General features: G+C 66.5%; 30 protein-coding genes. 21 read left to right on the forward strand and 9 right to left on the reverse strand.

Annotated elements, in window-relative coordinates:
• Positions 1–12 precede the first annotated feature (12 nt).
• Positions 13–1,200 (forward strand): GGDEF domain-containing protein, encoded by a 1,188-nt coding sequence (locus ASD71_RS23675; protein ID WP_056570343.1) that lies wholly within the window; start codon positions 13–15, stop codon positions 1,198–1,200.
• A gap of 1 nt (position 1,201) precedes the next feature.
• Here the strand turns inward: ASD71_RS23675 and smpB are convergent, their stop codons facing one another.
• Positions 1,202–1,801 (reverse strand): SsrA-binding protein SmpB, encoded by a 600-nt coding sequence (gene smpB / locus ASD71_RS23680; protein ID WP_255357214.1) that lies wholly within the window; start codon positions 1,799–1,801, stop codon positions 1,202–1,204.
• 60 nt (positions 1,802–1,861) lie between these two features.
• On the opposite strand from smpB, the gene ASD71_RS23685 reads away from it, so the two are divergent.
• The 7 genes from ASD71_RS23685 (at position 1,862) to ASD71_RS23715 (ending at position 7,382) form a co-directional block, all read left to right on the forward strand.
• On the forward strand, positions 1,862–2,296 hold the full coding sequence (locus tag ASD71_RS23685; protein ID WP_056570347.1) for a type II toxin-antitoxin system RatA family toxin: 435 nt from the start codon (positions 1,862–1,864) through the stop codon (positions 2,294–2,296).
• Positions 2,286–2,633, forward strand: coding sequence for an RnfH family protein (locus ASD71_RS23690; protein WP_056570349.1), 348 nt, complete (start codon positions 2,286–2,288; stop codon positions 2,631–2,633). The genes ASD71_RS23685 and ASD71_RS23690 overlap by 11 nt, the downstream gene beginning before the upstream one ends.
• Before the next feature lie 201 nt (positions 2,634–2,834).
• Positions 2,835–3,989 carry an acyl-CoA dehydrogenase family protein gene (locus ASD71_RS23695; RefSeq protein ID WP_056570351.1) on the forward strand — a complete coding sequence of 385 codons (1,155 nt, stop codon included), beginning with the start codon at positions 2,835–2,837 and terminating at the stop codon, positions 3,987–3,989.
• Positions 3,986–5,161, forward strand: coding sequence for an enoyl-CoA hydratase/isomerase family protein (locus tag ASD71_RS23700; RefSeq protein WP_056570353.1), 1,176 nt, complete (start codon positions 3,986–3,988; stop codon positions 5,159–5,161). Before ASD71_RS23695 ends, ASD71_RS23700 begins: the two co-directional genes overlap by 4 nt.
• 126 nt (positions 5,162–5,287) lie before the next feature.
• Positions 5,288–6,178: a 3-hydroxyisobutyrate dehydrogenase gene (gene mmsB, locus ASD71_RS23705; protein WP_056570355.1), complete on the forward strand. Its 891-nt coding sequence runs from the start codon at positions 5,288–5,290 to the stop codon at positions 6,176–6,178.
• Between the two features lies 1 nt (position 6,179).
• Entirely contained in the window at positions 6,180–6,617 is a 438-nt protein-coding gene (locus tag ASD71_RS23710) for a PaaI family thioesterase (protein WP_056570356.1), read from the forward strand.
• Positions 6,618–6,692: 75 nt separating this feature from the next.
• On the forward strand, positions 6,693–7,382 hold the full coding sequence (locus ASD71_RS23715; protein ID WP_056570606.1) for a VIT family protein: 690 nt from the start codon (positions 6,693–6,695) through the stop codon (positions 7,380–7,382).
• A 52-nt stretch (positions 7,383–7,434) separates the two neighbouring features.
• Here the strand turns inward: ASD71_RS23715 and ASD71_RS23720 are convergent, their stop codons facing one another.
• Positions 7,435–8,433: a folate-binding protein YgfZ gene (locus tag ASD71_RS23720; RefSeq protein ID WP_056570358.1), complete on the reverse strand. Its 999-nt coding sequence runs from the start codon at positions 8,431–8,433 to the stop codon at positions 7,435–7,437.
• A 159-nt stretch (positions 8,434–8,592) separates the two neighbouring features.
• On the opposite strand from ASD71_RS23720, the gene mltG reads away from it, so the two are divergent.
• The 11 genes from mltG (at position 8,593) to ASD71_RS23775 (ending at position 18,960) form a co-directional block, all read left to right on the forward strand.
• Complete coding sequence (mltG, locus tag ASD71_RS23725; protein WP_369818998.1) at positions 8,593–9,681, forward strand: endolytic transglycosylase MltG; 1,089 nt, start codon at positions 8,593–8,595, stop codon at positions 9,679–9,681.
• A complete protein-coding gene (gene tmk / locus ASD71_RS23730; protein ID WP_056570362.1) occupies positions 9,678–10,301 on the forward strand; it encodes a dTMP kinase in 624 nt (207 codons plus the stop codon). The genes mltG and tmk overlap by 4 nt, the downstream gene beginning before the upstream one ends.
• Complete coding sequence (gene holB / locus ASD71_RS23735) at positions 10,298–11,347, forward strand: DNA polymerase III subunit delta' (protein ID WP_056570364.1); 1,050 nt, start codon at positions 10,298–10,300, stop codon at positions 11,345–11,347. The genes tmk and holB overlap by 4 nt, the downstream gene beginning before the upstream one ends.
• A gap of 17 nt (positions 11,348–11,364) precedes the next feature.
• Entirely contained in the window at positions 11,365–12,135 is a 771-nt protein-coding gene (locus tag ASD71_RS23740; RefSeq protein WP_056570366.1) for a TatD family hydrolase, read from the forward strand.
• A gap of 38 nt (positions 12,136–12,173) precedes the next feature.
• A complete protein-coding gene (locus ASD71_RS23745) occupies positions 12,174–13,052 on the forward strand; it encodes an ankyrin repeat domain-containing protein (RefSeq protein ID WP_056570368.1) in 879 nt (292 codons plus the stop codon).
• A gap of 185 nt (positions 13,053–13,237) precedes the next feature.
• Positions 13,238–13,978 carry an IclR family transcriptional regulator gene (locus ASD71_RS23750; protein ID WP_056570370.1) on the forward strand — a complete coding sequence of 247 codons (741 nt, stop codon included), beginning with the start codon at positions 13,238–13,240 and terminating at the stop codon, positions 13,976–13,978.
• Between the two features lie 127 nt (positions 13,979–14,105).
• Entirely contained in the window at positions 14,106–14,849 is a 744-nt protein-coding gene (locus ASD71_RS23755; RefSeq protein ID WP_056570372.1) for a transporter substrate-binding domain-containing protein, read from the forward strand.
• Positions 14,846–15,514, forward strand: a complete 669-nt coding sequence (locus tag ASD71_RS23760) for an amino acid ABC transporter permease (protein ID WP_056570374.1) — start codon at positions 14,846–14,848, stop codon at positions 15,512–15,514. The genes ASD71_RS23755 and ASD71_RS23760 overlap by 4 nt, the downstream gene beginning before the upstream one ends.
• On the forward strand, positions 15,511–16,299 hold the full coding sequence (locus tag ASD71_RS23765) for an amino acid ABC transporter ATP-binding protein (RefSeq protein ID WP_056570376.1): 789 nt from the start codon (positions 15,511–15,513) through the stop codon (positions 16,297–16,299). The genes ASD71_RS23760 and ASD71_RS23765 overlap by 4 nt, the downstream gene beginning before the upstream one ends.
• The gene (hutG, locus tag ASD71_RS23770) at positions 16,296–17,243 is read left to right on the forward strand and encodes a formimidoylglutamase (RefSeq protein WP_056570378.1); all 948 of its coding nucleotides are present in this window, start codon (positions 16,296–16,298) and stop codon (positions 17,241–17,243) included. The genes ASD71_RS23765 and hutG overlap by 4 nt, the downstream gene beginning before the upstream one ends.
• Positions 17,244–17,670: 427 nt before the next feature.
• The gene (locus ASD71_RS23775) at positions 17,671–18,960 is read left to right on the forward strand and encodes a Glu/Leu/Phe/Val dehydrogenase (protein WP_056570380.1); all 1,290 of its coding nucleotides are present in this window, start codon (positions 17,671–17,673) and stop codon (positions 18,958–18,960) included.
• Positions 18,961–19,120: 160 nt separating this feature from the next.
• Here ASD71_RS23775 and ASD71_RS23780 read toward each other — a convergent pair whose 3' ends face one another.
• From ASD71_RS23780 to ASD71_RS23805, 6 genes are all read right to left on the reverse strand, one after another.
• Positions 19,121–19,939, reverse strand: coding sequence for an RsiV family protein (locus ASD71_RS23780; RefSeq protein WP_056570382.1), 819 nt, complete (start codon positions 19,937–19,939; stop codon positions 19,121–19,123).
• A 28-nt stretch (positions 19,940–19,967) separates the two neighbouring features.
• Complete coding sequence (locus ASD71_RS23785; RefSeq protein ID WP_056570383.1) at positions 19,968–20,744, reverse strand: biotin/lipoate A/B protein ligase family protein; 777 nt, start codon at positions 20,742–20,744, stop codon at positions 19,968–19,970.
• The gene (locus tag ASD71_RS28275; protein WP_056318682.1) at positions 20,741–21,016 is read right to left on the reverse strand and encodes a lipoate protein ligase C-terminal domain-containing protein; all 276 of its coding nucleotides are present in this window, start codon (positions 21,014–21,016) and stop codon (positions 20,741–20,743) included. The genes ASD71_RS23785 and ASD71_RS28275 overlap by 4 nt, the downstream gene beginning before the upstream one ends.
• A 38-nt stretch (positions 21,017–21,054) precedes the next feature.
• Positions 21,055–21,519, reverse strand: a complete 465-nt coding sequence (locus ASD71_RS23795; RefSeq protein WP_056570385.1) for a GNAT family N-acetyltransferase — start codon at positions 21,517–21,519, stop codon at positions 21,055–21,057.
• A 17-nt stretch (positions 21,520–21,536) separates the two neighbouring features.
• Positions 21,537–22,235 carry a glutathione S-transferase N-terminal domain-containing protein gene (locus ASD71_RS23800; RefSeq protein WP_056570388.1) on the reverse strand — a complete coding sequence of 233 codons (699 nt, stop codon included), beginning with the start codon at positions 22,233–22,235 and terminating at the stop codon, positions 21,537–21,539.
• Between the two features lie 116 nt (positions 22,236–22,351).
• The gene (locus tag ASD71_RS23805) at positions 22,352–23,257 is read right to left on the reverse strand and encodes a DMT family transporter (RefSeq protein WP_056570390.1); all 906 of its coding nucleotides are present in this window, start codon (positions 23,255–23,257) and stop codon (positions 22,352–22,354) included.
• 123 nt (positions 23,258–23,380) lie between these two features.
• Here ASD71_RS23805 and ASD71_RS23810 point away from each other — a divergent pair, with 123 nt between their 5' ends.
• Positions 23,381–23,848 (forward strand): Lrp/AsnC family transcriptional regulator, encoded by a 468-nt coding sequence (locus ASD71_RS23810; RefSeq protein WP_056570607.1) that lies wholly within the window; start codon positions 23,381–23,383, stop codon positions 23,846–23,848.
• On the opposite strand, the gene ASD71_RS23815 is transcribed toward ASD71_RS23810, so the two are convergent.
• Positions 23,845–24,336 (reverse strand): glutathione peroxidase, encoded by a 492-nt coding sequence (locus tag ASD71_RS23815; protein ID WP_056570392.1) that lies wholly within the window; start codon positions 24,334–24,336, stop codon positions 23,845–23,847. The genes ASD71_RS23810 and ASD71_RS23815 overlap by 4 nt on opposite strands.
• 159 nt (positions 24,337–24,495) lie before the next feature.
• Here ASD71_RS23815 and ASD71_RS23820 point away from each other — a divergent pair, with 159 nt between their 5' ends.
• The gene (locus ASD71_RS23820) at positions 24,496–24,828 is read left to right on the forward strand and encodes a tetratricopeptide repeat protein (RefSeq protein WP_082579030.1); all 333 of its coding nucleotides are present in this window, start codon (positions 24,496–24,498) and stop codon (positions 24,826–24,828) included.
• The last annotated feature ends 18 nt before the right edge of the window (positions 24,829–24,846 follow it).

Raw genomic sequence — 24,846 nt, forward strand, 5'->3', positions numbered from 1 at the left:
GCGCGCCCGCCCATGATCGCTCCCGTTAATTTGCTTCTGATAGCAGCGCTGGCGGGAGTGCTTTCCCTTTGCGTGCTGGGGTCGCTGGCGCGCAGCGGCATGGCCGGCATCCGCGAAACCATCCGCGCCAACCTGCTCACGCTGTTGGCGTTTTCTACTTTTGCGCTGCAAAACACCAAGGCGCCGCTGTGGGCATCCATTCTGGTGCCCAACACGGCCATCGCGCTCGCCCTCTGCGCGTACTACGCGGGCGTGCGCCGGCTGCTCGGGCTGACGGTGCCCCGGCATCTGATGACGCTGGGCTGTGTGGCCGCGCTGTCGGTCGTGGCGGTCTATACGTACGTGGACTGGCAGGTGGGGCCGCGCATCGTGGCGATGTCGCTGCTGCAGATGGGGTTCATGCTGGCCGTGGCCATCGTTGTCCAGCGCAACATGCCCGCGCACCGCTCGCGCTACAGCTACCGTTTCGTGTGGGTGGTGACGCTGATCTCCGCCATGGTCTGCGCGCTTCGCGCCGCGGTGTACCTGGTCGAACTGGACATGGTGTCGGCTTTTCTGGAACCTACGCTGTGGAGCGTCGCCTTCCTGACGCTGGGCGTGCTGATCATGCCTTGCCTGACGCTGGGCACCATCATGATCATCCACGACCGCATGCTGGCCGATCGCGAACAGGAAGCCAACACTGACTTCCTGACGGGTCTGATGTCGCGCAAGGCGTGGTGGCTGCAGGCCGAGCGCTATTGCGCGCAGGCTCTGCGCATGCGCCGTCCGCTGACCTTGCTGCTGCTGGACATCGATCATTTCAAGCGCATCAACGATACGCACGGCCACGCGGCCGGCGATGCGGTGCTGCGCCATTTTGGCCTGCTGGCGACCGCGACGCTGCGCACCGGCGATCACGTGGGCCGGGTGGGTGGTGAAGAATTCTGCGTGCTGTTTGCGGACATGCGCAGCGACGCGGTGCTGGAGGTGGCCGAGCGGCTGCTGGATTCGGTGCGGCGCACGCCGTGTGCGCATGGCGGCAGCACGATTTCGTACACGTTCAGCGCCGGCGTCGAAGACTGGATACCTGGTGAGAACCTGCAGGTGCTGTTTGAACGGGCCGACCGCAAGCTCTATGCGGCCAAGTCGGCGGGGCGCAACCGCATCGTGGGCCCCGGCCACGAGGCCGAGCGCCCGGCGCTGCCGGTGGCAGCGTAAATCAGTCGTCCTTGCTGCGGCGCGGGGCGCGGGTGTCGTGCTTCATGATGCGTTCCTTTTCGCGCGCCCAGTCCTTTTCGCGCGCGGTGTCGCGCTTGTCGAACTGCTTCTTGCCGCGGCCCAGCGCGAAATCCAGCTTGATGCGCCCGTTCTTGTAGTGCAGATTCAGCGGCACCAGCGTATAGCCGCGCTGCTCGACCTTGCCGATGAGCTTGCTGATTTCTTCCGCCTTGAGCAGCAGCTTGCGCGTGCGCATGGCGTCCGGATGGATGTGCGTGGAGGCCGTGGGCAGGGGGCTGACGTGCATGCCGAGCAGGAACAGTTCGCCATCGCGCACGATGACGTAGCTTTCCTTGAGCTGCACGCGGCCGTCGCGGATCGCCTTGACTTCCCAGCCTTGCAGGACAAGTCCAGCTTCGTAGCGGTCTTCGATGAAATAGTCGTGCGTGGCCTTGCGGTTGTCGATAATGCTCATAAAGCCTTCTTGCTGGGATTCTGCGAATCTGGCTATCCGGCCGATTGCGGGTTGTTGCGAACGGGGATTGCTCGTTATTCTGCGCGATGTGCCGGTCCGGGGTTTAAGCCGAGTGTTTCGGCCCATTTAGGCCCACAAAGCGCTGTGCCGGTAAAATCTTGCCATTCTAGCCATTTGCGATAGTCGATGCACAAAGTACAACGATCCGTCCTGGTGCCTTACAGCGCCGCCCAGATGTTCGACCTGGTTGCCGACGTGGAGAAGTACCCCGAGTTCATGCCGTGGTGTGGCGGCGCCGAGGTGCAGACCCGCGACGAACACGGCATGCAGGCCTCCATCCTGATTTCCTTTGCGGGGATGAAGCAGCGCTTCACCACCCGCAATGTCCACGTCTATCCCGAACGGATCGACCTGGAACTCGTGGATGGTCCCTTCTCCAGCCTTGTGGGGCATTGGGTGTTCCAGCCGCTGGCCGAAGACGCCTGCAAGGTTCTGTTCACCATGGAGTATGCGTTTTCGAACCGGCCGCTCGAAATGGTGGTGGGGCCGGTCTTCAACCGCATTGCGACCAGCTTCATTGATTCCTTCACCAAGCGCGCGCAGGCCAAGTATGGCGAATGAGGCGTCCGCGGCAGGGCAGATCGGCGTCATCGTCTGCTACGCCTTGCCCGGCCACGCGTGGCAACGGGAAGTGCGCCTGCCCGAGGGGGCGACCGTCGAGGACGCGTTGGCGGCCAGCGGGTTTGCGCAGGCGTTTCCGGTCGTCAAACCGTGGGAACGGGGCGTGGGCGTCTTTGGCCGCGCTACTGAGCCGCACGCGTTGCTGGCCGACGGCGACCGCGTGGAAATCTATCGCGGTCTGACCTTCGATCCCAAGGAGTCGCGCCGCCGTCGCGCCGAGCACCGCCGTACCAAGACCGCCCGCAACGGGCGCGTCCGGCCGGCCGGTTTGCTGTAGCGCACTGAGGGGCGGCCGTTGCCGCCGCCCCGTCCCCGCACATTGTCATCAATAAGACAAAGCGCCCGGCCGCTTCGGGCGTAACATTAACCCGGGTTCGTTCTTACGTTTACGTCAACGTCATGTCAAAATCGACGAGCTGGCGTTCACGAGACGGCAGCAACGCCACGAGACAATACCGACTACATCAGGAGACAGGCTGTGGACTTGGAACTGACCGACGAGCAGCGCGCGTTCGCGCAGGCCGCGCGCGATTACGCAGAGGGCGAGCTGGCTCCCCACGCCGCGCGCTGGGATGCCGAGGGCATCTTCCCCCGCGAAGCCTTCGCCCGGGCGGGCGAGATGGGCTTTTGCGCGATCTACGCCAGCGAAGACATCGGCGGCCTGGGTCTGCCGCGCCTGGACGCCACACTGGTGTTCGAGGAAATGGCGGCGGTGGACCCGTCCACCACGGCGTTCCTGACGATTCACAACATGGCGACCTGGATGGTGGGCAAGTGGGGCCAGCCGGGTCTGCGAGACGCCTGGGGACCCTTGCTTGCCAGCGGCGAAAAGCTGGCTTCCTATTGCCTGACGGAGCCGGGCGCCGGTTCCGACGCGGCATCGCTTTCCACGCGGGCGCAGCGCGACGGCGACAGCTACATCGTCAACGGCGCGAAGGCCTTCATCTCCGGGGGCGGCGACACGGACCTGCTGGTCGTGATGGCCCGCACCGGCGGCGAGGGACCGGCAGGCATCAGCGCCTTTGCGATCCCGGCCGACAGCGAGGGCATCGGCTACGGCCGCAAGGAAGAGAAGATGGGCTGGAACAGCCAGTCCACGCGCCCCATCACCTTCGAGAACGTCCGCGTGCCGGCCGCCAACATGCTGGGCGTGGAGGGCGAGGGCTTCAAGATCGCCATGAAGGGCCTGGACGGCGGCCGGATCAATATCGGAACCTGCTCGGTGGGCGCCGCGCAAGGCGCGCTGGACGCAGCCCGCCGCTACATGGATGAGCGCCGCCAGTTCAACCGCCGCCTGGCCGAGTTCCAGGCGCTGCAGTTCAAGCTGGCGGACATGGCGACGCACCTGGTGGCGGCGCGCCAGATGGTGCGGCTGGCGGCCTGCAAGCTGGACGCCGGCGCGGCCGATGCGTCCACCTACTGCGCAATGGCCAAGCGCTTTGCAACCGATATGGGCTTCCAGATCTGCCTGGACGCGCAACAGATTCATGGTGGTTATGGTTACCTGAAAGACTATCCCTTGGAGCGTTTGGTGCGCGATACTCGCGTTCATCAGATTCTGGAGGGCACCAACGAGATCATGCGCGTGATCATTGCCCGCCAATTGTTGGAAAAAGGAGCCGACATAAGATGAATGCACCGGTGTTGTTCGAAGAAAGATCCGCTGCCAATGGAATGCGTTTCGGCATTGCGACGCTGAATGCGCCGCAAACCCTGAACGGCCTGTCGCTCGAGATGGTGGACCTGCTGGCTGACCGTCTGGACGCGTGGGCGCGCGATCCCGGTGTTGCATTGGTGGTGCTGCAGGGTGCGGGCGACAAGGCGTTCTGCGCCGGCGGCGATCTGCACGGCCTGTACCGCAGCATGACCGAGAACGCGGGCAAGCCTAGCTGGAGCAACGCCTATGCGCGCCGCTTCTTCGAGCACGAATACCGGCTGGACTATCGCATTCATACCTATCCCAAGCCCGTTCTGTGTTGGGGCCACGGCATCGTCATGGGCGGCGGCATCGGCCTGATGATGGGCGCCAGCCACCGCGTTGTCAGCGAGACCTCGCGCCTGGCCATGCCGGAAGTGTCGATCGGGCTGTTCCCGGACGTGGGCGGAAGCTGGCTGCTGAACCGCATGCCGGGCCGCAGCGGCGTGTTCCTGGCGCTGACGGGCGCGCAGTTGAATACGTCCGACGCCTTCTTCGCGGGTCTGGCGGATTTCCGCCTGAACAGCGCGGACTGGCCCGCGTTGCTGTCCTCGCTGGAGCAGCAGCCGTGGGCCGGGCAGGCCTCGGGCGCAGCCGAAGACGCCATTCCGCCGCGCTCCATCAACGACGGCCTGCTGCGTCGCGCGCTCACCGCGCTTGAGCCGCCCACGCCGCTGGAACCCGGGCCGTTGCGCCAGCACTCGTTCGTCGTCAACAACCTGTGCAACGGCAACCGGCTGGACGACATCTACGAGGAGCTGTCCTTCCTGAAGGACCACGAGGATCCGTGGCTGTCGCGCGCGGCCAAGACCATGCTGGCGGGCTCGCCCGGATCGGTTCGCCTGGCGTTCGCACTGCAGCAGCGCACGCGTTTGCGGTCGCTGGATGACGTGTTCCGCGTCGAGTACACCGCCGCGTTGGCGTGCACCGCGCATGGCGATTTTGCCGAGGGCATCCGTGCGCTGCTGGTGGACAAGGACAAGAACCCGCGCTGGAACCCGGCCGTCATCGACGTAGCCACCGACGCGTGGGTGCAGAAATTCTTTGAGGAACCCTGGCCGGAGGGCGAGCCGCATCCGCTTGCCGATCTGGGGCAGGAAGGGCGCTGAGCGGGCCCTGACAGGGCGGCCGGCCCGCCCGCTGGCCCCTGGTCCCCGCCTGCCGCGCAGGTCACGCAGTTACGCAGGTCACGATGAATCCATACCTACAGCAATAGCAACAGGAGACAAGACATCATGAGCAGCATCGCGTTTATCGGTTTGGGCAACATGGGCGCGCCCATGGCATTGAATCTGGTCAAGGCCGGCCACAGCCTGAAAGTGTTCGATCTGGTGCCGGCGGCCATCAAGCTGCTGACCGACGCCGGCGCGACGGCGGCGGCGTCCGCGTCGGAAGCGGTTGAAGGGGCCGAAGTCGTGATCTCGATGCTGCCGGCCAGCAAGCACGTCGAGGGCCTGTACCTCGATCAGGATCTGCTCGGCAAGATCGCCTCGAGCGCGCTGGTCATCGAATGCAGCACGATCGCGCCCGACTCGGCGCGCAAGGTGGCCCAGGCGGCCGAGGTGCGCGGCATCGCCATGATCGACGCGCCGGTCTCGGGCGGCACGGGCGGCGCGGCCGCAGGCACGCTGACCTTTATCGTGGGCGGCGCCGAAGCCTCGCTGCAGCGCGCGCGCCCCGTGCTGGAAAAGATGGGCAAGAACATTTTCCATGCGGGTCCGGCGGGCGCGGGGCAGGTGGCCAAGATCTGCAACAACATGCTGCTCGGCATCCTGATGGCCGGCACGTCCGAGGCATTGGCGCTGGGCGTGGCCAATGGACTGGACCCGAAGGTGCTGTCGGACATCATCGCCAAGAGCTCGGGACGCAACTGGGCGACCGAGCTCTACAACCCCTGGCCGGGCGTCATGGAACATGCGCCGGCGTCCAAGGGCTATGCCGGCGGTTTTGGCGTGGACCTGATGCTCAAGGACCTGGGGTTGGCGGCCGAGGCGGCGCTGTCGGCGCGCGCCTCGATTCCGCTGGGCGAGCTGGCTCGCAACCTGTATTCGCTGCACAGCGGGGGCGGGTCGGGCAAGCTGGACTTTTCCAGCATCGTCAACCTGGTCAAGCGCGAGCAGGACTGACATGGCGCCGTCCCACGCACCTGCGGACCCGGCCGCGCGGGTCCAGGCCAGTTTTGGCCAGCAAAGCATCATGGCGCTGCTGGGCGCCAAGCTCGACGCGGTCGAGCCGGGCAGGGTGGACATCGTTCTGCCTTACCGCGCCGACCTCTGCCAGCAGAACGGCTTTCTGCACGCGGGCATTTCCACCACCATCGCCGACAGCGCGGGCGGCTATGCCGCGTTCACGCTGTTCGGACCGGATGAGGACGTGCTGACGTCGGAATTCAAGATGAACTTCCTGGCGCCCGCCAAGGGCGACCGCTTTGTCGCGACCGGGCGCGTGGTCAAGCCCGGCAAGCGTCTTTCGGTCTGCCAAGTGGAGATGCACGCGTACGATGGCGAACATGCCACGTTGTGCGTGATAGGCTTGCTGACCGCGGTGCGCGTGACGCCGCGATGAATTCCGCGCGGGGCGCGCCGGGCCGCTGGCCGGGCGTGCCCCGCGCTTGTCGCGCCTCGCATGGGTTTTCCGGCAATGCCAGCAAAAGAACATCATCGAATTTTCCGCAGCAACTGGCTGCGCGCCGCAGTGCTGGGCGCTAACGACGGCATCGTCTCGACAGCCAGCCTCATCACCGGCGTTGCCGCGGCCCAGGCCTCGCACGGCGCCATCCTGACTTCCGGACTGGCGGGCCTCGTGGCCGGCGCATTGTCGATGGCGGCGGGTGAGTACGTGTCGGTGCGCTCGCAGGCCGACACCGAAGCCGCTGACCTGCGCATGGAGCAGCGCTCGCTCAAGCGCAATTCCGGCGAAGAACTGGCCGAGCTGATCGACATCTACGTGGCACGGGGACTGACGCGCGAGCTGGCGGAACAGGTGGCGCGCCAACTCACCTCCCATGACGCGCTGGACGCGCACGCCCGAGACGAATTGGGCATCTCGCTGCATAACCGTGCGCGGCCGGTGCAGGCGGCGCTGGCCTCGGCTGCGTCGTTTGCCGGGGGCGCAGCGGTGCCGCTGGCGGTGGCGGCGGTATCGCCGGGACCGCATCTGATCGGCTGGGTCATCGGTGCGTCCGTGTGCTGTCTGGCGGCGCTGGGCACCATGGCCGCGAAGGCGGGCGGCGCGCCCAAGCTGCCCGCGGCATTGCGCGTCACCGTGCTGGGCGCGGCGGCGATGGCCGTGACGGCCGGCGTGGGGGCGTTGTTCGGGGTGGCGGTCTGACAATGACCGCAAGGCCTGCGCGCGGAAATCAGCGCGAGCAGGCCCGGACGGATCAGGGATTGATCGAGTACGGCAGCGGCGCCGCCGCGATGCGGGGACCGTCGGCGCTGGCCAGGCGCAGGTCGCCTTCGGGCAGCGCGGCCAGCGTGGTTTCAAACAGCACCGACACGACGCCGGCGTCGCTGGCGGCCTGCACCACGCGGCCAATGGCCTCGCCGGGCTGCGCGGCGTCAAACACGTCCACCCCCGCGAGCGCCGGGCCTTTCAGGCCGGCGTCGGCAACGGTGCCGTAGGCCATGCGCCGCTTGACGGTGCCCCGGTAGTGGCTGCGCGCCACGACTTCCTGGCCGGGATAACAGCCCTTGGTGAAGCTGACGCCCTGGATCAGGTCCAGGTTGACCGTTTGCGGAATGAAGACGTCCTGCGTGGCCGCGGCAATCCAGGGAATGCCGGCCGCCAGGTCTCCCGCTTGCCAGTGCGCGGCCGGCGCCAGTCCCAGCGCCTGCGTGAGCGCGCCGGATTGTTCCAGCTGCGCGTCCGACGCGATCCACCACCAGCGCAGGCGGTCGTCTGCCGACGGCGCGACGATCCAGGTGCCGGACGGCAGGTCGGCGCGCTGCCAGGTAGCGCGCGGCAGGGTGCCCGTCAGGGCCTCCAGCGCGGCGGCCTGTTCCGAGGTGGCCTGCACCCCGGCCACGTGCAGCGGCGCGGCCGCCAGCTTGACCTTGGCGCGCAGGACGAACATGGACAGGCGCTTGATGAGGGCCTGGGACAGGTCCTGCCGGACCATGCCGTAGAACTGGGGCGCGTCGTCGGCATTGCCTGCGCCGCGCCACATGACCAGCGTGGCCAGCAGGCGTCCCTTGGCGGTGCAATAGCCGGCCAGGCGGGCGGCGTCCGGGGGCAGGCCCGTGACGTCCTGCGTGAGCTGGCCGTGCAGAAAGGTGAGGGCGTCGGCGCCCGAGGCGGTGAAGACCGCCAGATCGTCCAGCGGAGCGCATTGCGCGCAACCTTCGGCGCGGACGGGAATCGAAGCGTAATAGGCGTGCATGGCGGCGGGGTTATCGCGTCATCAAAGTGCTGATGATAGCCCCGATCCCGGCCTTGCCCCGCCATGTCCCCGATGACCAAAGGGGCGCGCCGCTCGATCCGGCCCCGGTTGTGTCCCGGGCGAGGCCCGCGATCCATTAAACTTCCGACACTTATGAAGATGCGACTCCGAAATTTCGTCCTGTGGTTCCTGCTGCTCATCGTTCTGGCCGTAGGCGGCGCGGTGGGCGCCGCCTACACCTGGATGCACCGCCCGATGACCCTGCCGGCCGACAAAATTGACTTCGTGGTGGATCCGGGCAGCAGCCCGCGGACCGTCGCGCGCGCGCTCAACGCGGCCGGCGTGCCGATGTGGGAGCCCGGTTTCGTGTGGATGGCGCGCCTGTCCGAACGCGACAAGCTGATGAAGGCGGGCGGCTACCAGGCGATCAATGGCGATACGCCGTGGCTGCTGCTCGAGCGCTTGGCGCGCGGCGACATGACCCAGCGCCAGATCACGTTCCTGGAAGGCTGGACCTATCGCCAGATCCGCCAGGCGCTGCGCGAAAACACGGACGTCAAGCAGACGCTGGGTGAGGTCAGCGACGAAGAATTGCTGGAACGGCTGGGGTCGACCATCAAGCATCCCGAAGGCCTGTTCTTCCCCGACACCTATGTCTTCACTCCGGGCAGCACCGATTTCGACCTGCTGCGCCGCGCCTACCAGGAAGGCCAGCGCATCCTGAACGACACCTGGGACAAACGCCAGTCCGACGTGGCCGTCGCCACGCCCTATGAAGCGCTGGTGCTGGCGTCCATCATCGAAAAGGAAACCGGCCACGGTCCGGAGCGCCGCCGCGTGTCGGGCGTGTTCACCAACCGGCTGAAGATCGGCATGCTGCTGCAGACCGATCCGACCGTGATCTACGGCATGGGCGAGGCCTATCAGGGCCGCATCCGCAAGCGCGACCTGCAGACCGACACGCCCTGGAATACCTACACGCGTCCGGGCCTGCCGCCCACGCCGATCGCCGCGCCGGGCCGGGCCGCCTTGCTGGCCGCCGTGCAGCCCGAACAGCACAAGTTCCTGTATTTCGTCTCGCGAGGCAATGGCACAAGCGAGTTCTCGGCCAATCTGTCCGAGCACAACCGCAACGTTGCCCGCTACATTCTCGGTCAGGGCCAGCGTTCCACGCCTGCGCCCACCCCCGCGCCCGCCGCCGCGCCGGCAACGCCCGAACCCGAATCAGCACAAGGACAAGATCAATGACCTCACGCGGACGCTTCATTACGCTGGAGGGCGTGGACGGCGCGGGCAAAAGCACGCACACGGACTGGATCGCGGACTTCCTGCGCGGGCAGGGCGTAGAGGTCGTGTCCACCCGCGAGCCCGGCGGCACGCCGCTGGGCGAAAAACTGCGCGCGCTGGTGCTGAACGATGCCATGGGGCTGGATACCGAGACGTTGCTGATGTTTGCCGCCCGGTGCGAACATGCGCGCCAGGTCATTGAACCGGCGATTGCGCGCGGCGCGTGGGTCGTCTGCGACCGCTACACCGACGCCAGCTACGCCTATCAAGGTGGCGGCCGCGGCCTGGGCGCCGAGCGTGTCGCGGTCCTCGAAGACTGGATGCGCGCCGGCCGACCGGACCGGACCTGGCTATTCGACGTGCCGCTTGAAGTCGCGCGGGCGCGGCTGGCCGACGCGCGCGAGCCCGACCGCTTCGAGCGCGAAGGCGCGGCGTTTTTCGAGCGCACCCGCGAGGCCTATCATGCCCGCGCCAAGGCCGACCCCGACCGCATTCGCGTCGTCGATTCCACTCGTTCCATCGCCCAGATCCGCACCGAGCTCGAGGCGGGCCTGCGCGAGCTGCTGGCCGTTCCTGCATGAGCGCGCCCCAGTTCCACCCCTGGCAAATGGAGACGGCCCGTGTGTGGCTGGGCAATCGCGACCGGTTCGCGCACGCCTGGCTGGTGCACGGGCTGGCCGGCATCGGCAAGCTTGATTTCGCCATCGCCGCGGCAGCCAGCCTGCTGTGCGAGACGCCCGAGAACGGACTGGCGTGCGGCCACTGCGCCGCCTGCAACTGGTTTGCTAGCGGCAATCACCCCGACCTGCGCCGTATCCGCCCCGAGGCGGTGGCCGTGGAAGAGGGCGCGGACGCGGCCGAACAGGCCGAAGACGCCGAGCCGGCGGCGGGCGCCGCCAAGCGCGCGCCTTCCAAGGAAATCCGCATCGACCAGATCCGCTCGCTGGAATCCTGGTTCAACACCGCCACGCACCGCGGCGGCTGGCGCGTGGCGCTGTTGTACCCGGCCCACGCGCTGAACGTCGTGTCGTCCAACGCCTTGCTCAAAGTGCTGGAAGAACCGCCTCCCCATACCGTCTTCCTGCTGGTCGCGGACGCGCCGGACCGGCTGCTGCCCACGCTGGTGTCGCGCTGCCGCCGCCTGCCGCTGCCCGCGCCCGACGCGGATACGGCGCTGCAATGGTTGCGTGACCAGAACGTGGAACCGGCGCGCGAGTGGCTGGCCGCCGCGGGTGGCGCGCCGCTGGCGGCGTTGCGGTTGGCGCAGTCGGGCGAGTCGGCCTGTCCGGCCTGGCTGGGCCAGTTGGTCAATCCGCTGTCCAAGGGCCAGACGCCCGATGTGGGCACGCTGGCCGAATCCTTGGAAAAGGTGGCGGCGGCTGAATGGATCGATGCCTTGCAACGGCTCTACACCGACCTGATGCTTGCCAGCGCCGGGGCGCCGGTGCGCTATTTTCCGTCGCTGCAAGCCGGCGTGGCGCAGGTTGCCGCCCGTATCAATCCCGCGCGCGTGGCCGAATCGGCCCGCTGGCTGACGCGCCAGCGCGCCTTGGCCACGCACCCCCTGAACGCCAAGCTGTTCGCCCACGCCACCCTGCAACGCGTGGTGCTATCCTGCCAGGCGTAAGCCCTACCAGACTCTCCATGTACGTCGATTCACACTGTCATCTGAATTTTCCCGAGCTTGCCAACGATCTGCCGGCCATTCTGGACCGCATGACGGCCAATCAGGTCACGCACGCGTTGGTCGTCAGCGTCAACATGCCGGAATGGCCCGGCCTGATGTCGCTGGTCGAGCCCGAGCCGCGCCTGTGGGCGTCGGTGGGCGTGCACCCCGATTACGAAGACACGCCGGACCCGACGCCCGAAGAACTGGTGCGCCTGGCCGAGCATCCCAAGGTCGTGGCCATCGGCGAAACGGGGCTCGACTACTACCGGCTATCCGAACCGCTGGATTGGCAGCGCGAACGTTTCCGCCGCCACATCCGCGCCGCGCGCGACGCCGGCCTGCCGCTGATCGTGCACACCCGGTCGTCCGCCGAGGACACCGTGCGCATGCTGCGCGAGGAAAAGGCGGCCGAGGCGGGCGGTGTCATGCACTGCTTTACCGAGACCTGGGAAGTGGCGCAGGCCGCGCTGGACCAGAATTTCTACATTTCGCTGTCCGGGATCGTGACGTTCAAGAACGCGCAGATCGTGCATGAAGTGGCGACCAAGGTCCCGCTGGACCGGCTGCTGATCGAAACCGATTCGCCGTACCTGGCGCCGGTGCCGTTTCGCGGCAAGCTCAATGATCCGTCCAAGGTGATCCACGTGGCCGAGAAGATCGCGGATCTTCGCGGCATCACGGCGGCCGAGGTCGCGCGCGCGTCCACCGACAATTTCTTCAAGCTGTTCAGCAAGATCAAGAAATAGGTCATCCCGATTCACTGAATCCGCATTCAAGGACAGCCATGGCCATCCGCATCGCCTTCGCCCACAAAGCCTTCCTGTCATGCAGCCGCGCCGGCCTGCTGGCGCTGGCCATTGGCCTGGCCGCGCCCGCTGCGCAGGCCGCCAATCCCACCGACTGGTGGGTCTACGTCGCCAACGACTACCCCGACGACATCCGTGATCTGCTGGCGCAGGGCTCGGACCCCAACGTGCGCTACAAGAACGGCCAGCCCGCCATCATGCGCGCCGTCGTGGACAACGCCTGGAAGGTTTTCGACGTGCTGGCCGCGGACAAGCGCACCGACGTCAACGCCGAGAACCCGGCGGGCGAGACGCCGCTGATGTACCTTGCCATCGCCGGACAGACCGAGCGCGCCAAGAAGCTGATTGCGCGCGGCGCGCAGGTCAACCGCCTGGGCTGGACGCCGCTGCATTACGCCGCGTCCAAGGGGCAGATGGAGATGGCGCGCCTGCTGCTGGCGAACAAGGCCATGATCAATGCGCCCGCGCCCAATGGCGAGACGCCGCTGATGATGGCAGCGCTGTCGGGCCGCAAGCCCATGGTCGAGTTGCTGCTCAAGTCCGGGGCCGACGTCACCACGCAGGACACGAAGGGGCAGGACGCGGCCGCGTGGGCGGCCACGGGCAAGTCGGAGTCGCTGGCCGCCGAGCTGACGGCCTTGGTTCAGAAGGAAGAGGACGCCAAGCGCAAACGCCGCGCGGCGGCGCAGGGCGCGCCGCAGCAAGCGGATACCGCGCCGACGACCGATGTGCCGTCGGCGGTTCAAGCGCCCGCGGCCCCGCCGACGCCTGCGCCGGCTGCTGCGGCGCCCGGTGGCGGGGTGAAGGGGGTCTCTGGCGTCGGCCTGTCGGATTACGAGAAGCCGCCCGCGCCGTGACGAACGCCCGGTAGGCAGTCGCTCGAACACCCAACTGCCGACCTATCAAACCCGCCTTCCGGCGGGTTTTTTTACGCCGGAAATTCGGGGTTTTCCCTTGAGATTCTCAATTGGTGGGAAAAATCAGAAGTAAAACCGCCACAAATTGATAATCTCGCTTCGATATTGCTGGGAGTTGAATCGATATGTCGGAAACCTCTGTCGGGGCGGGCGCGGATCGCGTCCTGTATGTGCTGGCCACCCTGGCCCGGCACGACGGCCCGCTGAGCATTGCCGCGCTGGCCGACAAGACGGGCTTGGCGCAGAGCACGCTCTACCGGCAGATCGCGCTCCTCAAACGCTGGGGCTTCGTTGCCGAACACGAGGGCGAATACGGACCGGGCCCCCTGTGCGTGCAACTCGCATGGGGCTTTGACCAGTCGTCGTTCCTGATTCACGAAGCGCAGCCCGACATGGCGGCGCTGGCCGCGTCGTCCGGCGAAACCATCGGTCTGCTTGTCGCCGTGAAGGACCAAGCCGTGTGCCTGGACATGGTGGAAAGCCAGCATCCGCTGCGCTGCTCGTTCACCAAGGGCCGCGGGCTGCCGCTGGCGCGGGGCGCGTCGGCCAAGTCCCTGCTGGCGTTCATGCCGCAGGCCCGTCTGCAGGCCGCGCTGGCCTATCTGGCCGACGAGGCCGGCGTGGATGCCGCCCGGTTGACGGGCGAGCTGGAGGCCATCCGCGCGCAGGGCTACGCCGTGACCGACAGCGAGGTCGACGCCGGCGTCTGGGGCGTGAGCGTGCCGATCTTCCAGCGGCCGAACCAGGCCGTGGCCTCGATCACGCTGATGGCGCCGTCCACGCGCGCCGCGCAGCATCCGGACGCGCTGATCGACATGACCCTTGCCGCCGCCCGCCGCATTTCAGAACGCTTGAAGGCCGCCTGACGCCGCAGTGCCTGCCGCATCCGATTATCTGATTTACCCGCTTTACCGCTAAGCCCGTTCCTAGCCGCAACGATCGTCGTACCCACCGTCGTACCACCTGCCGCACCCACCTCCATAGGACCCCACCATGACCACTCGCCGCACCCTGCTGTCCGCCGCCCTGACCCTGAGCCTTGCCTGGGCCGCCGGCGCCGCGCACGCTCAGGAAACGATCCGCGCCGTCACCGACGCCACCTTCCCGCCGATGGAATTCGTCAAGGATGGCAAGCGCACCGGCTTTGACATCGAGCTGGTCGAAGCGCTGGCCGGCGCGATGGGCAAGAAGGTCGAATGGATCGACATCGACTTCAAGGGCCTGATTCCGGCGCTGCAGGCTGGCCGTGCCGACATCGCGGTATCCGCCATCTACATCACGCCCGAGCGCAGCAAGGTCGTCGATTTCACCGACCCGTACTATGCGGGCGGCCTGGTGGTGCTGACCAAGGCCGACGGCCCCATCAAGACGATCAAGGACCTCGATGGCCGCAAGGTGTCTGTGCAGGTTGGCACGAAGTCGGTGAACTACGTGAAAGAGCATTTCCCCAAGGTGCAGCGCGTGGAAGTCGAGAAGAACCAGGAGATGTTCAACCTGGTGCAGATCGGCCGCGCCGATGCCGCGGTGACGGGCAAGCCCGCCGCCAAGCTGTTCGCGCAGAGCACCAACGGCCTGACCGTCCTGAACGAGCAGGTCACGACCGAGGACTATGGCATCGCCGTGCCCAAGAGCAAGCCTGAGCTCACGCGCGACCTGAACGCCGCGCTGCAGAAGCTGAAGGCCGATGGCAGCTACCAGGCCATCGTGAACAAGTGGTTCGAGGCGCCCGCGAAATGAATCTGGAATTTTCACCCGTCTTCGCCGACTTCGACGCGCTGATGCGGGGCGCGCTGGTCACCATCGAGGTGACCGCGGGCGCCTTGCTGCTGGGCTGCGTGATGGGGCTTTTGGTCGGTATCGGCCGGCTCAATCCGCAGCGCCGCATCACGTATCACCTGTGCAGCACGTACCTGCTGTTCTTCCGGGGCACGCCGCTGCTGGTGCAGTTGTTCATCTGGTTCTTCGGCTTGCCGCAGTTTGGCGTGACGCTGCCGGCGTTCGCTTGCGGCGTGCTGGGCCTGGGCATGTATTCCGGGGCCTATGTGTCGGAGATCGTGCGGGGCGCGATCCAGTCGGTGGATCGCGGCCAGACGGAGGCGGCACGCTCGTTGGGCATGTCGTCCGGCCAAGCCATGCGCATCATCATCCTGCCGCAGGCTTTCGTGCGCATGATTCCGCCGCTGGGCAACGAGTTCATCGCGCTCATCAAGAACTCGGCGCTGGTCTCGCTGTTGACCATTCACGATCTGATGCACGAAGGGCAGAAGATCATCAGCGTGTCATACCGCTCGCTGGAAACCTACCTGGTGGTGGCTTTGATCTATCTGGCGCTGACCACGACCGCCATGGTGATTTTGCGCAAGATCGAGCATCGTCTGCGCGCGGGAGGAATGGTGCAATGAGCCTTGTCATCGAAGGTCAGGAAATGATCCGCATCCGCGGCCTGCACAAGTCCTACGGCGATCATGCCGTCCTGCGCGGCATCGATTTCGATGTGCTGAAGTCGCAGGTGGTGGTGGTCATCGGACCCAGCGGTTCGGGCAAGAGCACCTTGCTGCGTTGCTGCAATGGGCTGGAAGTGGCCCAGCGCGGCACGGTCGATATCTGCGGCCAGACGCTGCAGGCGGACGGGGCGATGTTGCCCGAAGCCGAACTGAACCAGTTGCGCACGCAGGTGGGCATGGTGTTTCAGGGCTTCAATCTGTTCCCGCACCTGTCGGTGCTGGATAACGTGACCGTAGGCCCCCGCACGCTGCTCGGCATGGGGCGTGAGCAGGCCAATGCGATGGCGTCCGACCTGCTCAACAAGGTGGGCCTGTCGCAGAAGATGGCGGCCATGCCCGCCAGCCTGTCGGGTGGCCAGAAGCAGCGCGTGGCCATCGCGCGTGCGCTGGCCATGCAGCCGCAGGTGATGCTGTTTGATGAGCCGACCTCGGCGCTGGACCCGGAATTGGTGGGCGAAGTGCTGCAGGTCATGAAGCTGCTGGCCCGCGAAGGCATGACCATGATGGTCGTTACGCACGAAATGGGCTTTGCGCGCGACGTGGCGGACGTGGTGGCCGTGATGGACGGCGGCGTCATCCTGGAATCCGGCCCGCCGGAGGTGATCTTCAGCGAGCCGCGCGAAGCCCGCACCCGCGAGTTCCTGCAAGCGGTCCTGAGCGCGGGTCCGGGGGCGGCAGCATGAGCGCGCCGCAACTGGACAAAAGCCTGTGGAAGGCGCGCGACGACAGCGGCGAACAGGGCGACACGCGCCGGCTTGCGCACATCGTCCAGGCCGAAGCAGGGCAGGCCGAAGCGGGCGAGGCCGTGGTGCTGGGCTTTGCCTGCGACGCGGGCGTGGCGCGCAACCAGGGCCGGGTGGGCGCCGCCGCGGGGCCAGCCGGCATCCGCAGGTATCTGGCGGGCCTGCCGGCGCACGGTCTGACGCGTCTGCTGGATGCCGGGGACGTCGAATGCCACGGCGACAAGCTGGAGGACGCGCAGGAGCGCCTGGGCCTGCGTCTGGCCGAACTGATGGGGCGGGGCGCCCGGCCGGTCGTGCTGGGCGGCGGGCATGAAATTGCCTGGGGCAGTTTCCAGGGATTGGCCCGCTGGCTGGACGCGCGCGGCGACGCCGGCGCCGTGCTGGTGCTGAACCTGGACGCGCACTTCGATCTGCGTACGGGCCGCCCCGGCAGCTCCGGCACGCCGTTCGACCAGATTGCGACAGACAGCGAAGCGCGCGGGCGCGACCTGCAATACGCCTGCCTGGGGGTCTCACGGCTGGCCAATACGCCGGCGCTCTACGCCCGCGCCGCGGAAATCGGGGCCGCGTGGATCGAAGACCGCGACATGCAGGAGCGTCATCTCGAGGCGCGGCTGGCCGATGTGGACGCGCTGCTGGCCAAGGCGCAGCATGTGTACCTGACGATCGACCTGGACGTGCTGCCCGCGGGCGTGATGCCGGGGGTGTCCGCGCCGGCGCCCTATGGCGTGCCGATGTCCGTGGTCGAGGAGATCGTCCTGCGGGTCAAGGCAAGCGGCAAACTTCGGCTGGCGGACCTGGCGGAGTTCAACCCCAAGTTCGACGTCGACGGGCACGGCGCGCGCGCGGCGGCGCGTCTGGCCTGGCAGTTGCTGTCGGTGTGATTTGAGGCTGGCGAGGTGTCTGACACCCTTGCCGCGGTGGTGCAGGCTGTAGACCGTCTCGCCAGGGTGTCAGACACCGGGTGATGCGGTGCTCTTGCTGCGATGGGCAGGATGCCAATGGAGGTGTCTGACACCCTTGCCGCAGTGGTGCAGGCTGTAGACCGTCTCCCCAGGGTGTCAGACACCGGTGCACATGAAGGGCGGCTCCCAACGCGGGGGCTGCCCTTTTTATTGGCCCCGTGGCGGCCAGCGCAGGCTGGACGCCGCCACATTGCGGGCTTAGGATAGGTGCAGCTTCCGGCCCCGCCTGCGACCCGCTCGGTATTCGCAACGATTATGCGTCCCTATTTAAAATATTTAAACTTTAAATAGGGACGCTATAACTTTCGTGGATAAAATGGCGCAACTTTGTCAGGAGAGCATGCTCATGTCTCAAACTCCCACCCATGCCTTGCCGTCTTATCTGAATGCCGAGGACCTCGGCCCCTGGGGTAATTACCTGCAACAAGTCGACCGGGTCACGCCGTACCTCGGTTCCCTGAGCCGGTGGGTCGAGACGCTGAAGCGTCCGAAGCGCTCGCTGATCGTCGATGTGCCGATCGAACTCGACAACGGCACCATCGCCCACTTCGAGGGCTACCGCGTGCAGCACAACGTGTCGCGCGGCCCGGGCAAGGGTGGGGTGCGTTTCCACCAGGACGTGACGCTGTCCGAAGTGATGGCGCTGGCGGCCTGGATGTCGGTGAAGAACGCGGCGGTCAACCTGCCGTACGGCGGCGCCAAGGGCGGCATCCGTGTCGACCCGCGCAAGCTCTCCGCCTCGGAACTCGAACGCATGACGCGCCGCTACACCAGCGAAATCGGCGTCATCATCGGACCGTCCAAGGACATTCCCGCCCCTGACGTGAACACCAACGCCCAGACCATGGCCTGGATGATGGACACGTACTCCATGAACGAAGGCGCCACCGCCACCGGCGTGGTCACCGGCAAGCCGATCGCGCTGGGCGGCAGCCTGGGCCGCGTCGAGGCCACCGGCCGCGGCGTGTTCGTCGTGGCGTGCGAAGCCGCGCGCGACCGGAACATCGATGTAGCCGGCGCGCGTGTCGTCGTGCAGGGTTTCGGCAACGTGGGCGGCACCGCCGCCCGCCTGTTTCATGAAGCCGGCGCCAAGGTCATTGCCGCGCAGGATCACACCGGCACCGTGCACAACGCGGCTGGCCTGGACGTTCACAAGCTGCTGTCGCACGTGTCGCAGACTGGCGGCGTGGGCGGCTTCTCGGGCGGCCAGGCGCTGGACAAGAACGAATTCTGGACGCTGGAAACCGAATTCCTGATCCCGGCAGCCCTGGAGAGCCAGATCACCGTCGACAACGCCGCCAAGGTGCGCGCCAAGATCGTGGTCGAAGGCGCCAACGGCCCCACGACCCCGGAAGCGGACGACATCCTGGCCGAGAACGGCGTGTACGTCGTGCCGGACGTGCTGGCCAACGCTGGTGGCGTGACGGTCAGCTACTTCGAATGGGTGCAGGATTTCTCCAGCTTCTTCTGGAGCGAGGAAGAGATCAACCAGCGCCTCGAACGCCTGATGCGTGAAGCCTATGCCGCGGTGGCGCAGGTGTCTCGCGAGCACAAGGTGACGTTGCGCACCGCCGCGTTTATCGTGGCTTGCACGCGCATTCTGCAGGCCCGCCAGGTGCGCGGCCTGTATCCGTAAAGACTGAATCGACGATGCGTCCTCGGGCGCGTCGCCGAGGAGGCAGAGAGAGGCAAAAAAAGGAATCGCTCCGCAAGGAGCGATTCCTATTTGTGGCGCCAGAAAATGCCGAATGGATGTCGGGCGTCTTCGCTTGAGGACGCCAGCCGCGATGGTGGCTTCACGAAGCCGGCAGCAGCTCCGGCTTCAGGATGCCGCGCAGGTCCTGGTACGAAATCGCCAGTTCCGGCTCGCCGTGCGAATACGGCGCGATCGAATAGGCGTCGTACTTGACCACGATGCCGTCGCGCGTGAGCGCGAAGTTGTCGCTTTCCTGGAACGGCCACATCTTGTTGTAGGCCGCCGGGTCGCGCTTGGCGTCCGGGTTGCCGGTCAGCCATTTGGCGTGCGCGCGCTGCAAGGCCGCGACGTACTCGGCGCGGCGTCCCGGGATCAGCGCTTCGTCCAGGCTCATCACGCGGCCTCGGCTGCGTTCCCAGTTCAGATATTGCGTGGCCGGGATGCCGTGCGCGGCGCCGGTCAGATACTGTTCCGTGTGCAGTTCGATGGAGACGACGTCCCCCACCGTGTCTTTCACGCTGGCCTTGAAGTAGGTCGCGTCGCGCGGACGGGCCGTGGACCAGAAATACGTCGTGTATTCCGACAGCGTGTTGTAGGGGCCGCGGCGATTCGCGTCGGTGCCGGTCATGTAGGCGAGCACGTGGTCCACCAGCGCGGTCAGCTTCGGGATGCCGGGGAAGGCCACGCTGTCGATCTCGATGCGCGGGCAGTCGCCCTCGCAGCCCGGCTTGCTGGCGGCCCACTTGATGCGCTCGGTGGACAGGTCGCCCACCTTTTCCGGCGTGGCCGTTGACTGGGCATCGGGCGTTGCCAGTGTGATGTTCGACGGGGGCGTGCTGCTGCACCCGGCAAGGGCCAGCAGGGCGGCGCCCAGAATCAGACCGCGTATCGCGCCAGGCGGCGTGAATGTGCGATTCATGCAATTACCTCCAAAAACCGAGGCGCCGTCAGGGCACGACGCCTGTCCACTCGGCGCGGGAGAACTTTTCGTCCGCCTGCGCCTGGGCGCGCGCGAGCGTCTCGCTGCCCACGCTGCCCGGGGTCAGACGGTGCAGGCCGGCAAAAGTTTCCACCATGCGGTCGATGATGACCTCGCGCGCCAGGCCGGTCTGCGTGCGCAGGGGATCGACGCGCTTCTTGGCGCTGGTGGTGCCCTTGTCGGAAAGCTTCTCGCGGCCAATGCGCAAGACCTCGACCATCTTGTCGGCGTCGATGTCGTAGGACATGGTGACGTGATGCAGCACGGCGCCCGCGCGGCGGGCTTGCGCCGCGCCGCCGATCTTGCCGATGTCGGAGGCGATGTCGTTGAGCGGCTGATACCACGCCTTGATGCCCAGGCCCTGCAGCGCGGTCAGCACCCAGGCGTCGAGGAAGGCGTACGACTCCTGGAAGCTCATGCCGTGGACCAGCGCCTGCGGGGCGCTCAGCGAATAGGTGATGGAGTTGCCGGGCTCGATGAACATCGCGCCGCCGCCGCTCACGCGCCGCACCACCTCGATGCCGTGGCGCGCGGCGCCTTCCGGATCGACTTCGTTCTTCAGGGATTGGAAGCGGCCGATCACGACGGCCGGCGCCGACCATTCCCAGATACGCAGCGTGGGCGGCCGCTGTCCGGCGCCGACTTCGTCGGTAATGACCGCGTCCAGCGCCATGTGCAGCGCGGGCGGCTGCGGGCCTTCATGGATCAGTTGCCAGTCGTAGTCGTTCCAGTCGGTGCGGGTCATGCCAGCGCCCTCCGCAGCACCACCGCGATGGCTTCGGCCGAGAAGCCGAACATCTCGGCGTCGGCCGGCAGGGCCGATTGCACGGCCACCGCCAGCTCGAGTTCGCCGGCGTCCGCGGGCATGCCATTCAGGCCGCGGTTGATGGCTTCGAGGGCTTCGGGCGGTTCAAGAAAAAAGTCGCCGCTGATGCGCACGTCGGCCAGACGGCCATCGCGCACTTCGAGATCCGCGACGACCAGTTTGCCGCCGGGGACTTTGTATTCGCCATGCAAGGGCATTGGGCGCTCCTTTCGAAAATCAGAATCAGACGTTACAGGCTGAGCTTCATGCCGTCGTGGCTGGCCTTGAAACCCAGGCTTTCGTAGAACCGGCGCGCATCGGGACGCGCGCGGTCCGTGGTGAGCTGGACCAATCCGCAGCCCTGGCTGCGGCACTGTTCGATGGCCCATTCGAACATGGCGCGGCCCAGGCCCGCGCCGCGGAATGCCGACGCGATGCGCACGCTTTCGATCTGGCCGCGCCACAGGCCCAGCCGCGACAGGCCGGGTATGAACGATAACTGCAAACAGCCCACCAGTTGTGAATCCTGCTCAACCACGGCCAGGAATTGATTGGAATCCTGTTCAATTGCCTCGAAGGCGGCGACATAGCGCGGGTTCGGCGGGATGGACGCGTCCTCGCGTCCGGCGCCCAGGTCGTCATCGGCCAGCATGGCCACAATGGCGGGCAGATCGGCCGCGCGCGCGCGGCGAAAGACGCGTTGCGGTGCATTCATGGCGCGCTCCTTGGGCGTTAGCGGACGTGTTGGGCGGTCTGGCCGAACAGGATGCGGCGCGCTTCGTCGTCGCTGAGCGGGGGCGTGGTGTTGATCGTGTCGGCCAGCGCGTAGGCGCGTTGCGTCGCGGGGCGTGCGCGGATGGCGTCGAACCAGCGCTTGAGGTGCGGAAAGTCGTTCAGGTCCTGGCCCTGCTTGGCGTGCGGCACGATCCACGGGTAGGCCGCCATGTCGGCGATGGAATAGTCGCCGGCGACGAATTCGCGGTCGGCCAACCGTTTGTTCAGCACGCCGTACAGGCGATTGGTTTCGTTGACGTAACGATCGATGGCGTAGGTAATGCGTTCCTGCGCGTAGCCCGAGAAGTGGTGGTTCTGGCCGGCCATGGGACCCAGGCCGCCCATTTGCCAGAAGAGCCATTGCGACACTTCAGCGCGGCCGCGCACGTCGGCGGGCAGGAACTTGCCGGTCTTTTCGGCCAGGTATTGCAGGATGGCGCCGGACTCGAACAACGGGATCGGCGCGCCGCCATCGGCGGGCGCCTGATCCACGATCGCGGGGATGCGGTTGTTGGGCGCGATGGCCAGGAATTCGGGTTTGAACTGGTCGCCGCGGCCGATGTTGACGGGGTGGATCTTGTACGGCAGGCCGGTCTCTTCGAGGAACATCGTGATCTTGTGACCGTTGGGGGTAGTCCAGTAATAGAGATCGATCATGGGGGTGTCCTGTTCGTCATGGCGCCGCGGGCAGCCGCCCGCGGATGGGAAGGGCCATGATAGCGGCGCGAACCGGACGCACGCCTGAATAACCGGGGACCGGGTGCGGGTTTGCCCTAAACCGCACCCGCCCGCGGGCTGCGCGGCAGGCGCCAGCTCCAGTTCAGGCTGACGGCGGCGGCGGCCAGGAAGATCAGCGCCACGCCAGCCACTTGCGTCACATCCATGCGATGGCCGTAGACCACGAAGTCCAGCAGGATGGCGACCGCGGGATAGATGAAGCTGAGCGCGGCGGTGGAGGTGGTGGGCAGCTTCTGGATGGCCGAGTACATCAGGATGTACATCAGGCACGTATGGATCAGGCCCAGCGCCACCAGATACCCCCATTGCACGGGCTGCGCGGGCAGGGCGTTGAAGTCCGCCATGGGCAGCAGCATCACCGCGCCCAGCGTTACCTGCACCAGCGCCAGCACCTGCGGCGGGATGCCCTTCAGGCGCTTCACGATAATGGCGGTGATGCCATAGAGCGCGGCCGCGCCCAGTCCCAACATCAGTCCCGACAGATACGCGCCGCCGCCCGCCGCGCCCGCGTCGCCAAGACGCAGCACCAGCAGCAGGCCCGCAAAGGCCACGAGCGACCACGCGACCTTGCCGCGCGAGGGGCGCTCGCCCAGGAACAGCACACCCAGGCCGATCAGGAAAAACGGCTGCACGTTGTAGACGGCGGTGGCCAGCGAAATGGACGCCAGGCGGTAGGCCGAAAACAGCAGCACCCAGTTCAGCACCAGCGCCGCGCCGGCGATCAGCGCCAGGGCCAGTGTCTTCGGGGTGAACAGGCCGGGCTTGAGCAGGCCGCGCGCCCAGCAGTATAGAAAGAGCGACAGCGCGCCGAACACACAGCGGAAGAAGACGACGTTCCAGGCGCTTTGCCCGGACTCCAATACGAAAACGCCCAGGGTGCCCGACAGGGTCATCGCGGCCGCCATCTGCAGGAGGCCCGTGCGTTCGGTCGAGGGGATCATGATGGTTCTCCGATAGGCCGTCTGGCCAGGAATTTGATGGAGAAATTATCCCAGGCAGTTCAATCTGCTTATATGATCTTGCGGTGGCAGTTTTGGATTTCAACCTTGCTTTGGGTGGAATTTATGCAGAACGACCTAAAAAATGAAAGTCCGGTTTTGGATGGAATTGACCGCCGTCTGGTGGAGATGCTGTCGGCCAATGCGCGCACCACCACGGCCGATCTGGCGCGGCAGGTCGGCATGTCCGCGCCCAGCGTCGCGGACCGCATGCGTCGGCTTGAAGAGTCAGGGGTGGTCCGCGCGTACACGCTGGACGTGGATCCGGTGGCGCTGGGTTATACGCTGGAGGCAATCGTGCGCATCCGGCCGCTGCCCGGGCAGTTGCGCCACGTGGAGGGCCTGATCCAGCAGATTCCGGAATTCGTGGAGTGCGACAAGGTGACGGGCGATGACTGCTTCATCGCCCGCATGGTGCTCAGGTCGATCACGCATCTGGACGGCATCCTGGAGCGCGTGACCGAATTCGCCGAGACCAACACCGCCATCGTCAAGGCGCACACCGTGCGCAGGCGGCTGCCGCCGCTGCGCTAGACGGGGGCGGACAGGGCCTGGGTGATGTCCTCGCGCAGGCTGGCGGGCGTGTCGGTAGGGGCATAACGCTTGATGACGCGGCCGTCGCGTCCCACCAGGAACTTGGTGAAATTCCACTTGATGCCTTCGGTGCCGAAGACGCCGGGTTTCTCGCCCTTGAGCCACTGGTACAGCGGGTGGGCGTTCGCGCCGTTGACGTCAATCTTGGCGAACAGCGGAAAAGTGATGTCGTACTGGGTGCTGCAGAAATTCTGGATCTCGGCTTCGTCGCCGGGCTCCTGGTGGCCGAACTGGTCGCACGGAAAACCCAGCACGGTCAGCCCGTCGTCGTGGAACGACCGGTAGAGCTCTTCCAGGCCCGCATACTGCGGCGTGAACCCGCATTTGGACGCGACGTTGACCACCAGCAGCACGCGGCCGCGATACGTTTCTAAAGACTGTTCCGTGCCGTCGATGGCGCGGGCGGAGAAATCATGGATCGTGCTCATGCGGGCTCCTGAAATCGGGCGTCCGAGCGCGGCGGCGCGGGCGCGAGGGCAGACCTGCGAGTGTAGCGCCGGACAGCGGCGTGGGGGCTTTCCGGCTGCGCGGCCAAGCCCGTCCTATGATGCGGTGTTGCCGAAGACCCGGTTTGAAAGGAGCCCCGCATGGAAGGAATGATCGAGCGACTTGAGGCCATGCTGGCCAAGGGCACGGACAACCTGCTGCTGCGGTTTTCGCTGGGTAAGGCTTATGCGGAGCAGGAAAGCTTTGCCGATGCCGCGACGCATCTGCGCGCGGCGCTGGCCTTCGATCCCACGTATTCCGTCGCCTGGAAATGGCTGGGCAAGGCCTGCCTTGGGCTGGGCGACAAGCCGGGCGCGCGCGCCGCCTGGGAGTCTGGATTACAAGCGGCCCAGGCGCGGGGCGACCAGCAGGTCGTCAAGGAATTGCAGGTGTTCATCAAGCGCCTGAACAAGGAAGCGGCCGCGGGCGCCTGACCGATCCGCCGCGCGCGG

Origin of the sequence: Achromobacter sp. Root565 (assembly GCF_001427425.1) — a bacterium.
In the GTDB taxonomy this organism is placed as follows: domain Bacteria; phylum Pseudomonadota; class Gammaproteobacteria; order Burkholderiales; family Burkholderiaceae_B; genus Achromobacter; species Achromobacter spanius_D.

Bases quoted from the DNA above. Each gene is read 5' to 3' on its own strand.
- ASD71_RS23675 (WP_056570343.1), top strand. From the start codon at position 13: ATGATCGCTCCCGTTAATTTGCTTCTGATAGCAGCGCTGGCGGGAGTG.
- smpB (WP_255357214.1), bottom strand. From the start codon at position 1,801: ATGGGCCGAAACACTCGGCTTAAACCCCGGACCGGCACATCGCGCAGA.
- ASD71_RS23685 (WP_056570347.1), top strand. From the start codon at position 1,862: ATGCACAAAGTACAACGATCCGTCCTGGTGCCTTACAGCGCCGCCCAG.
- ASD71_RS23690 (WP_056570349.1), top strand. From the start codon at position 2,286: ATGGCGAATGAGGCGTCCGCGGCAGGGCAGATCGGCGTCATCGTCTGC.
- ASD71_RS23700 (WP_056570353.1), top strand. From the start codon at position 3,986: ATGAATGCACCGGTGTTGTTCGAAGAAAGATCCGCTGCCAATGGAATG.
- mmsB (WP_056570355.1), top strand. From the start codon at position 5,288: ATGAGCAGCATCGCGTTTATCGGTTTGGGCAACATGGGCGCGCCCATG.
- ASD71_RS23710 (WP_056570356.1), top strand. From the start codon at position 6,180: ATGGCGCCGTCCCACGCACCTGCGGACCCGGCCGCGCGGGTCCAGGCC.
- ASD71_RS23715 (WP_056570606.1), top strand. From the start codon at position 6,693: ATGCCAGCAAAAGAACATCATCGAATTTTCCGCAGCAACTGGCTGCGC.
- ASD71_RS23720 (WP_056570358.1), bottom strand. From the start codon at position 8,433: ATGCACGCCTATTACGCTTCGATTCCCGTCCGCGCCGAAGGTTGCGCG.
- mltG (WP_369818998.1), top strand. From the start codon at position 8,593: ATGCGACTCCGAAATTTCGTCCTGTGGTTCCTGCTGCTCATCGTTCTG.
- tmk (WP_056570362.1), top strand. From the start codon at position 9,678: ATGACCTCACGCGGACGCTTCATTACGCTGGAGGGCGTGGACGGCGCG.
- holB (WP_056570364.1), top strand. From the start codon at position 10,298: ATGAGCGCGCCCCAGTTCCACCCCTGGCAAATGGAGACGGCCCGTGTG.
- ASD71_RS23740 (WP_056570366.1), top strand. From the start codon at position 11,365: ATGTACGTCGATTCACACTGTCATCTGAATTTTCCCGAGCTTGCCAAC.
- ASD71_RS23745 (WP_056570368.1), top strand. From the start codon at position 12,174: ATGGCCATCCGCATCGCCTTCGCCCACAAAGCCTTCCTGTCATGCAGC.
- ASD71_RS23750 (WP_056570370.1), top strand. From the start codon at position 13,238: ATGTCGGAAACCTCTGTCGGGGCGGGCGCGGATCGCGTCCTGTATGTG.
- ASD71_RS23755 (WP_056570372.1), top strand. From the start codon at position 14,106: ATGACCACTCGCCGCACCCTGCTGTCCGCCGCCCTGACCCTGAGCCTT.
- ASD71_RS23760 (WP_056570374.1), top strand. From the start codon at position 14,846: ATGAATCTGGAATTTTCACCCGTCTTCGCCGACTTCGACGCGCTGATG.
- ASD71_RS23765 (WP_056570376.1), top strand. From the start codon at position 15,511: ATGAGCCTTGTCATCGAAGGTCAGGAAATGATCCGCATCCGCGGCCTG.
- hutG (WP_056570378.1), top strand. From the start codon at position 16,296: ATGAGCGCGCCGCAACTGGACAAAAGCCTGTGGAAGGCGCGCGACGAC.
- ASD71_RS23775 (WP_056570380.1), top strand. From the start codon at position 17,671: ATGTCTCAAACTCCCACCCATGCCTTGCCGTCTTATCTGAATGCCGAG.
- ASD71_RS23780 (WP_056570382.1), bottom strand. From the start codon at position 19,939: ATGAATCGCACATTCACGCCGCCTGGCGCGATACGCGGTCTGATTCTG.
- ASD71_RS23785 (WP_056570383.1), bottom strand. From the start codon at position 20,744: ATGACCCGCACCGACTGGAACGACTACGACTGGCAACTGATCCATGAA.
- ASD71_RS23795 (WP_056570385.1), bottom strand. From the start codon at position 21,519: ATGAATGCACCGCAACGCGTCTTTCGCCGCGCGCGCGCGGCCGATCTG.
- ASD71_RS23800 (WP_056570388.1), bottom strand. From the start codon at position 22,235: ATGATCGATCTCTATTACTGGACTACCCCCAACGGTCACAAGATCACG.
- ASD71_RS23805 (WP_056570390.1), bottom strand. From the start codon at position 23,257: ATGATCCCCTCGACCGAACGCACGGGCCTCCTGCAGATGGCGGCCGCG.
- ASD71_RS23810 (WP_056570607.1), top strand. From the start codon at position 23,381: ATGCAGAACGACCTAAAAAATGAAAGTCCGGTTTTGGATGGAATTGAC.
- ASD71_RS23815 (WP_056570392.1), bottom strand. From the start codon at position 24,336: ATGAGCACGATCCATGATTTCTCCGCCCGCGCCATCGACGGCACGGAA.
- ASD71_RS23820 (WP_082579030.1), top strand. From the start codon at position 24,496: ATGGAAGGAATGATCGAGCGACTTGAGGCCATGCTGGCCAAGGGCACG.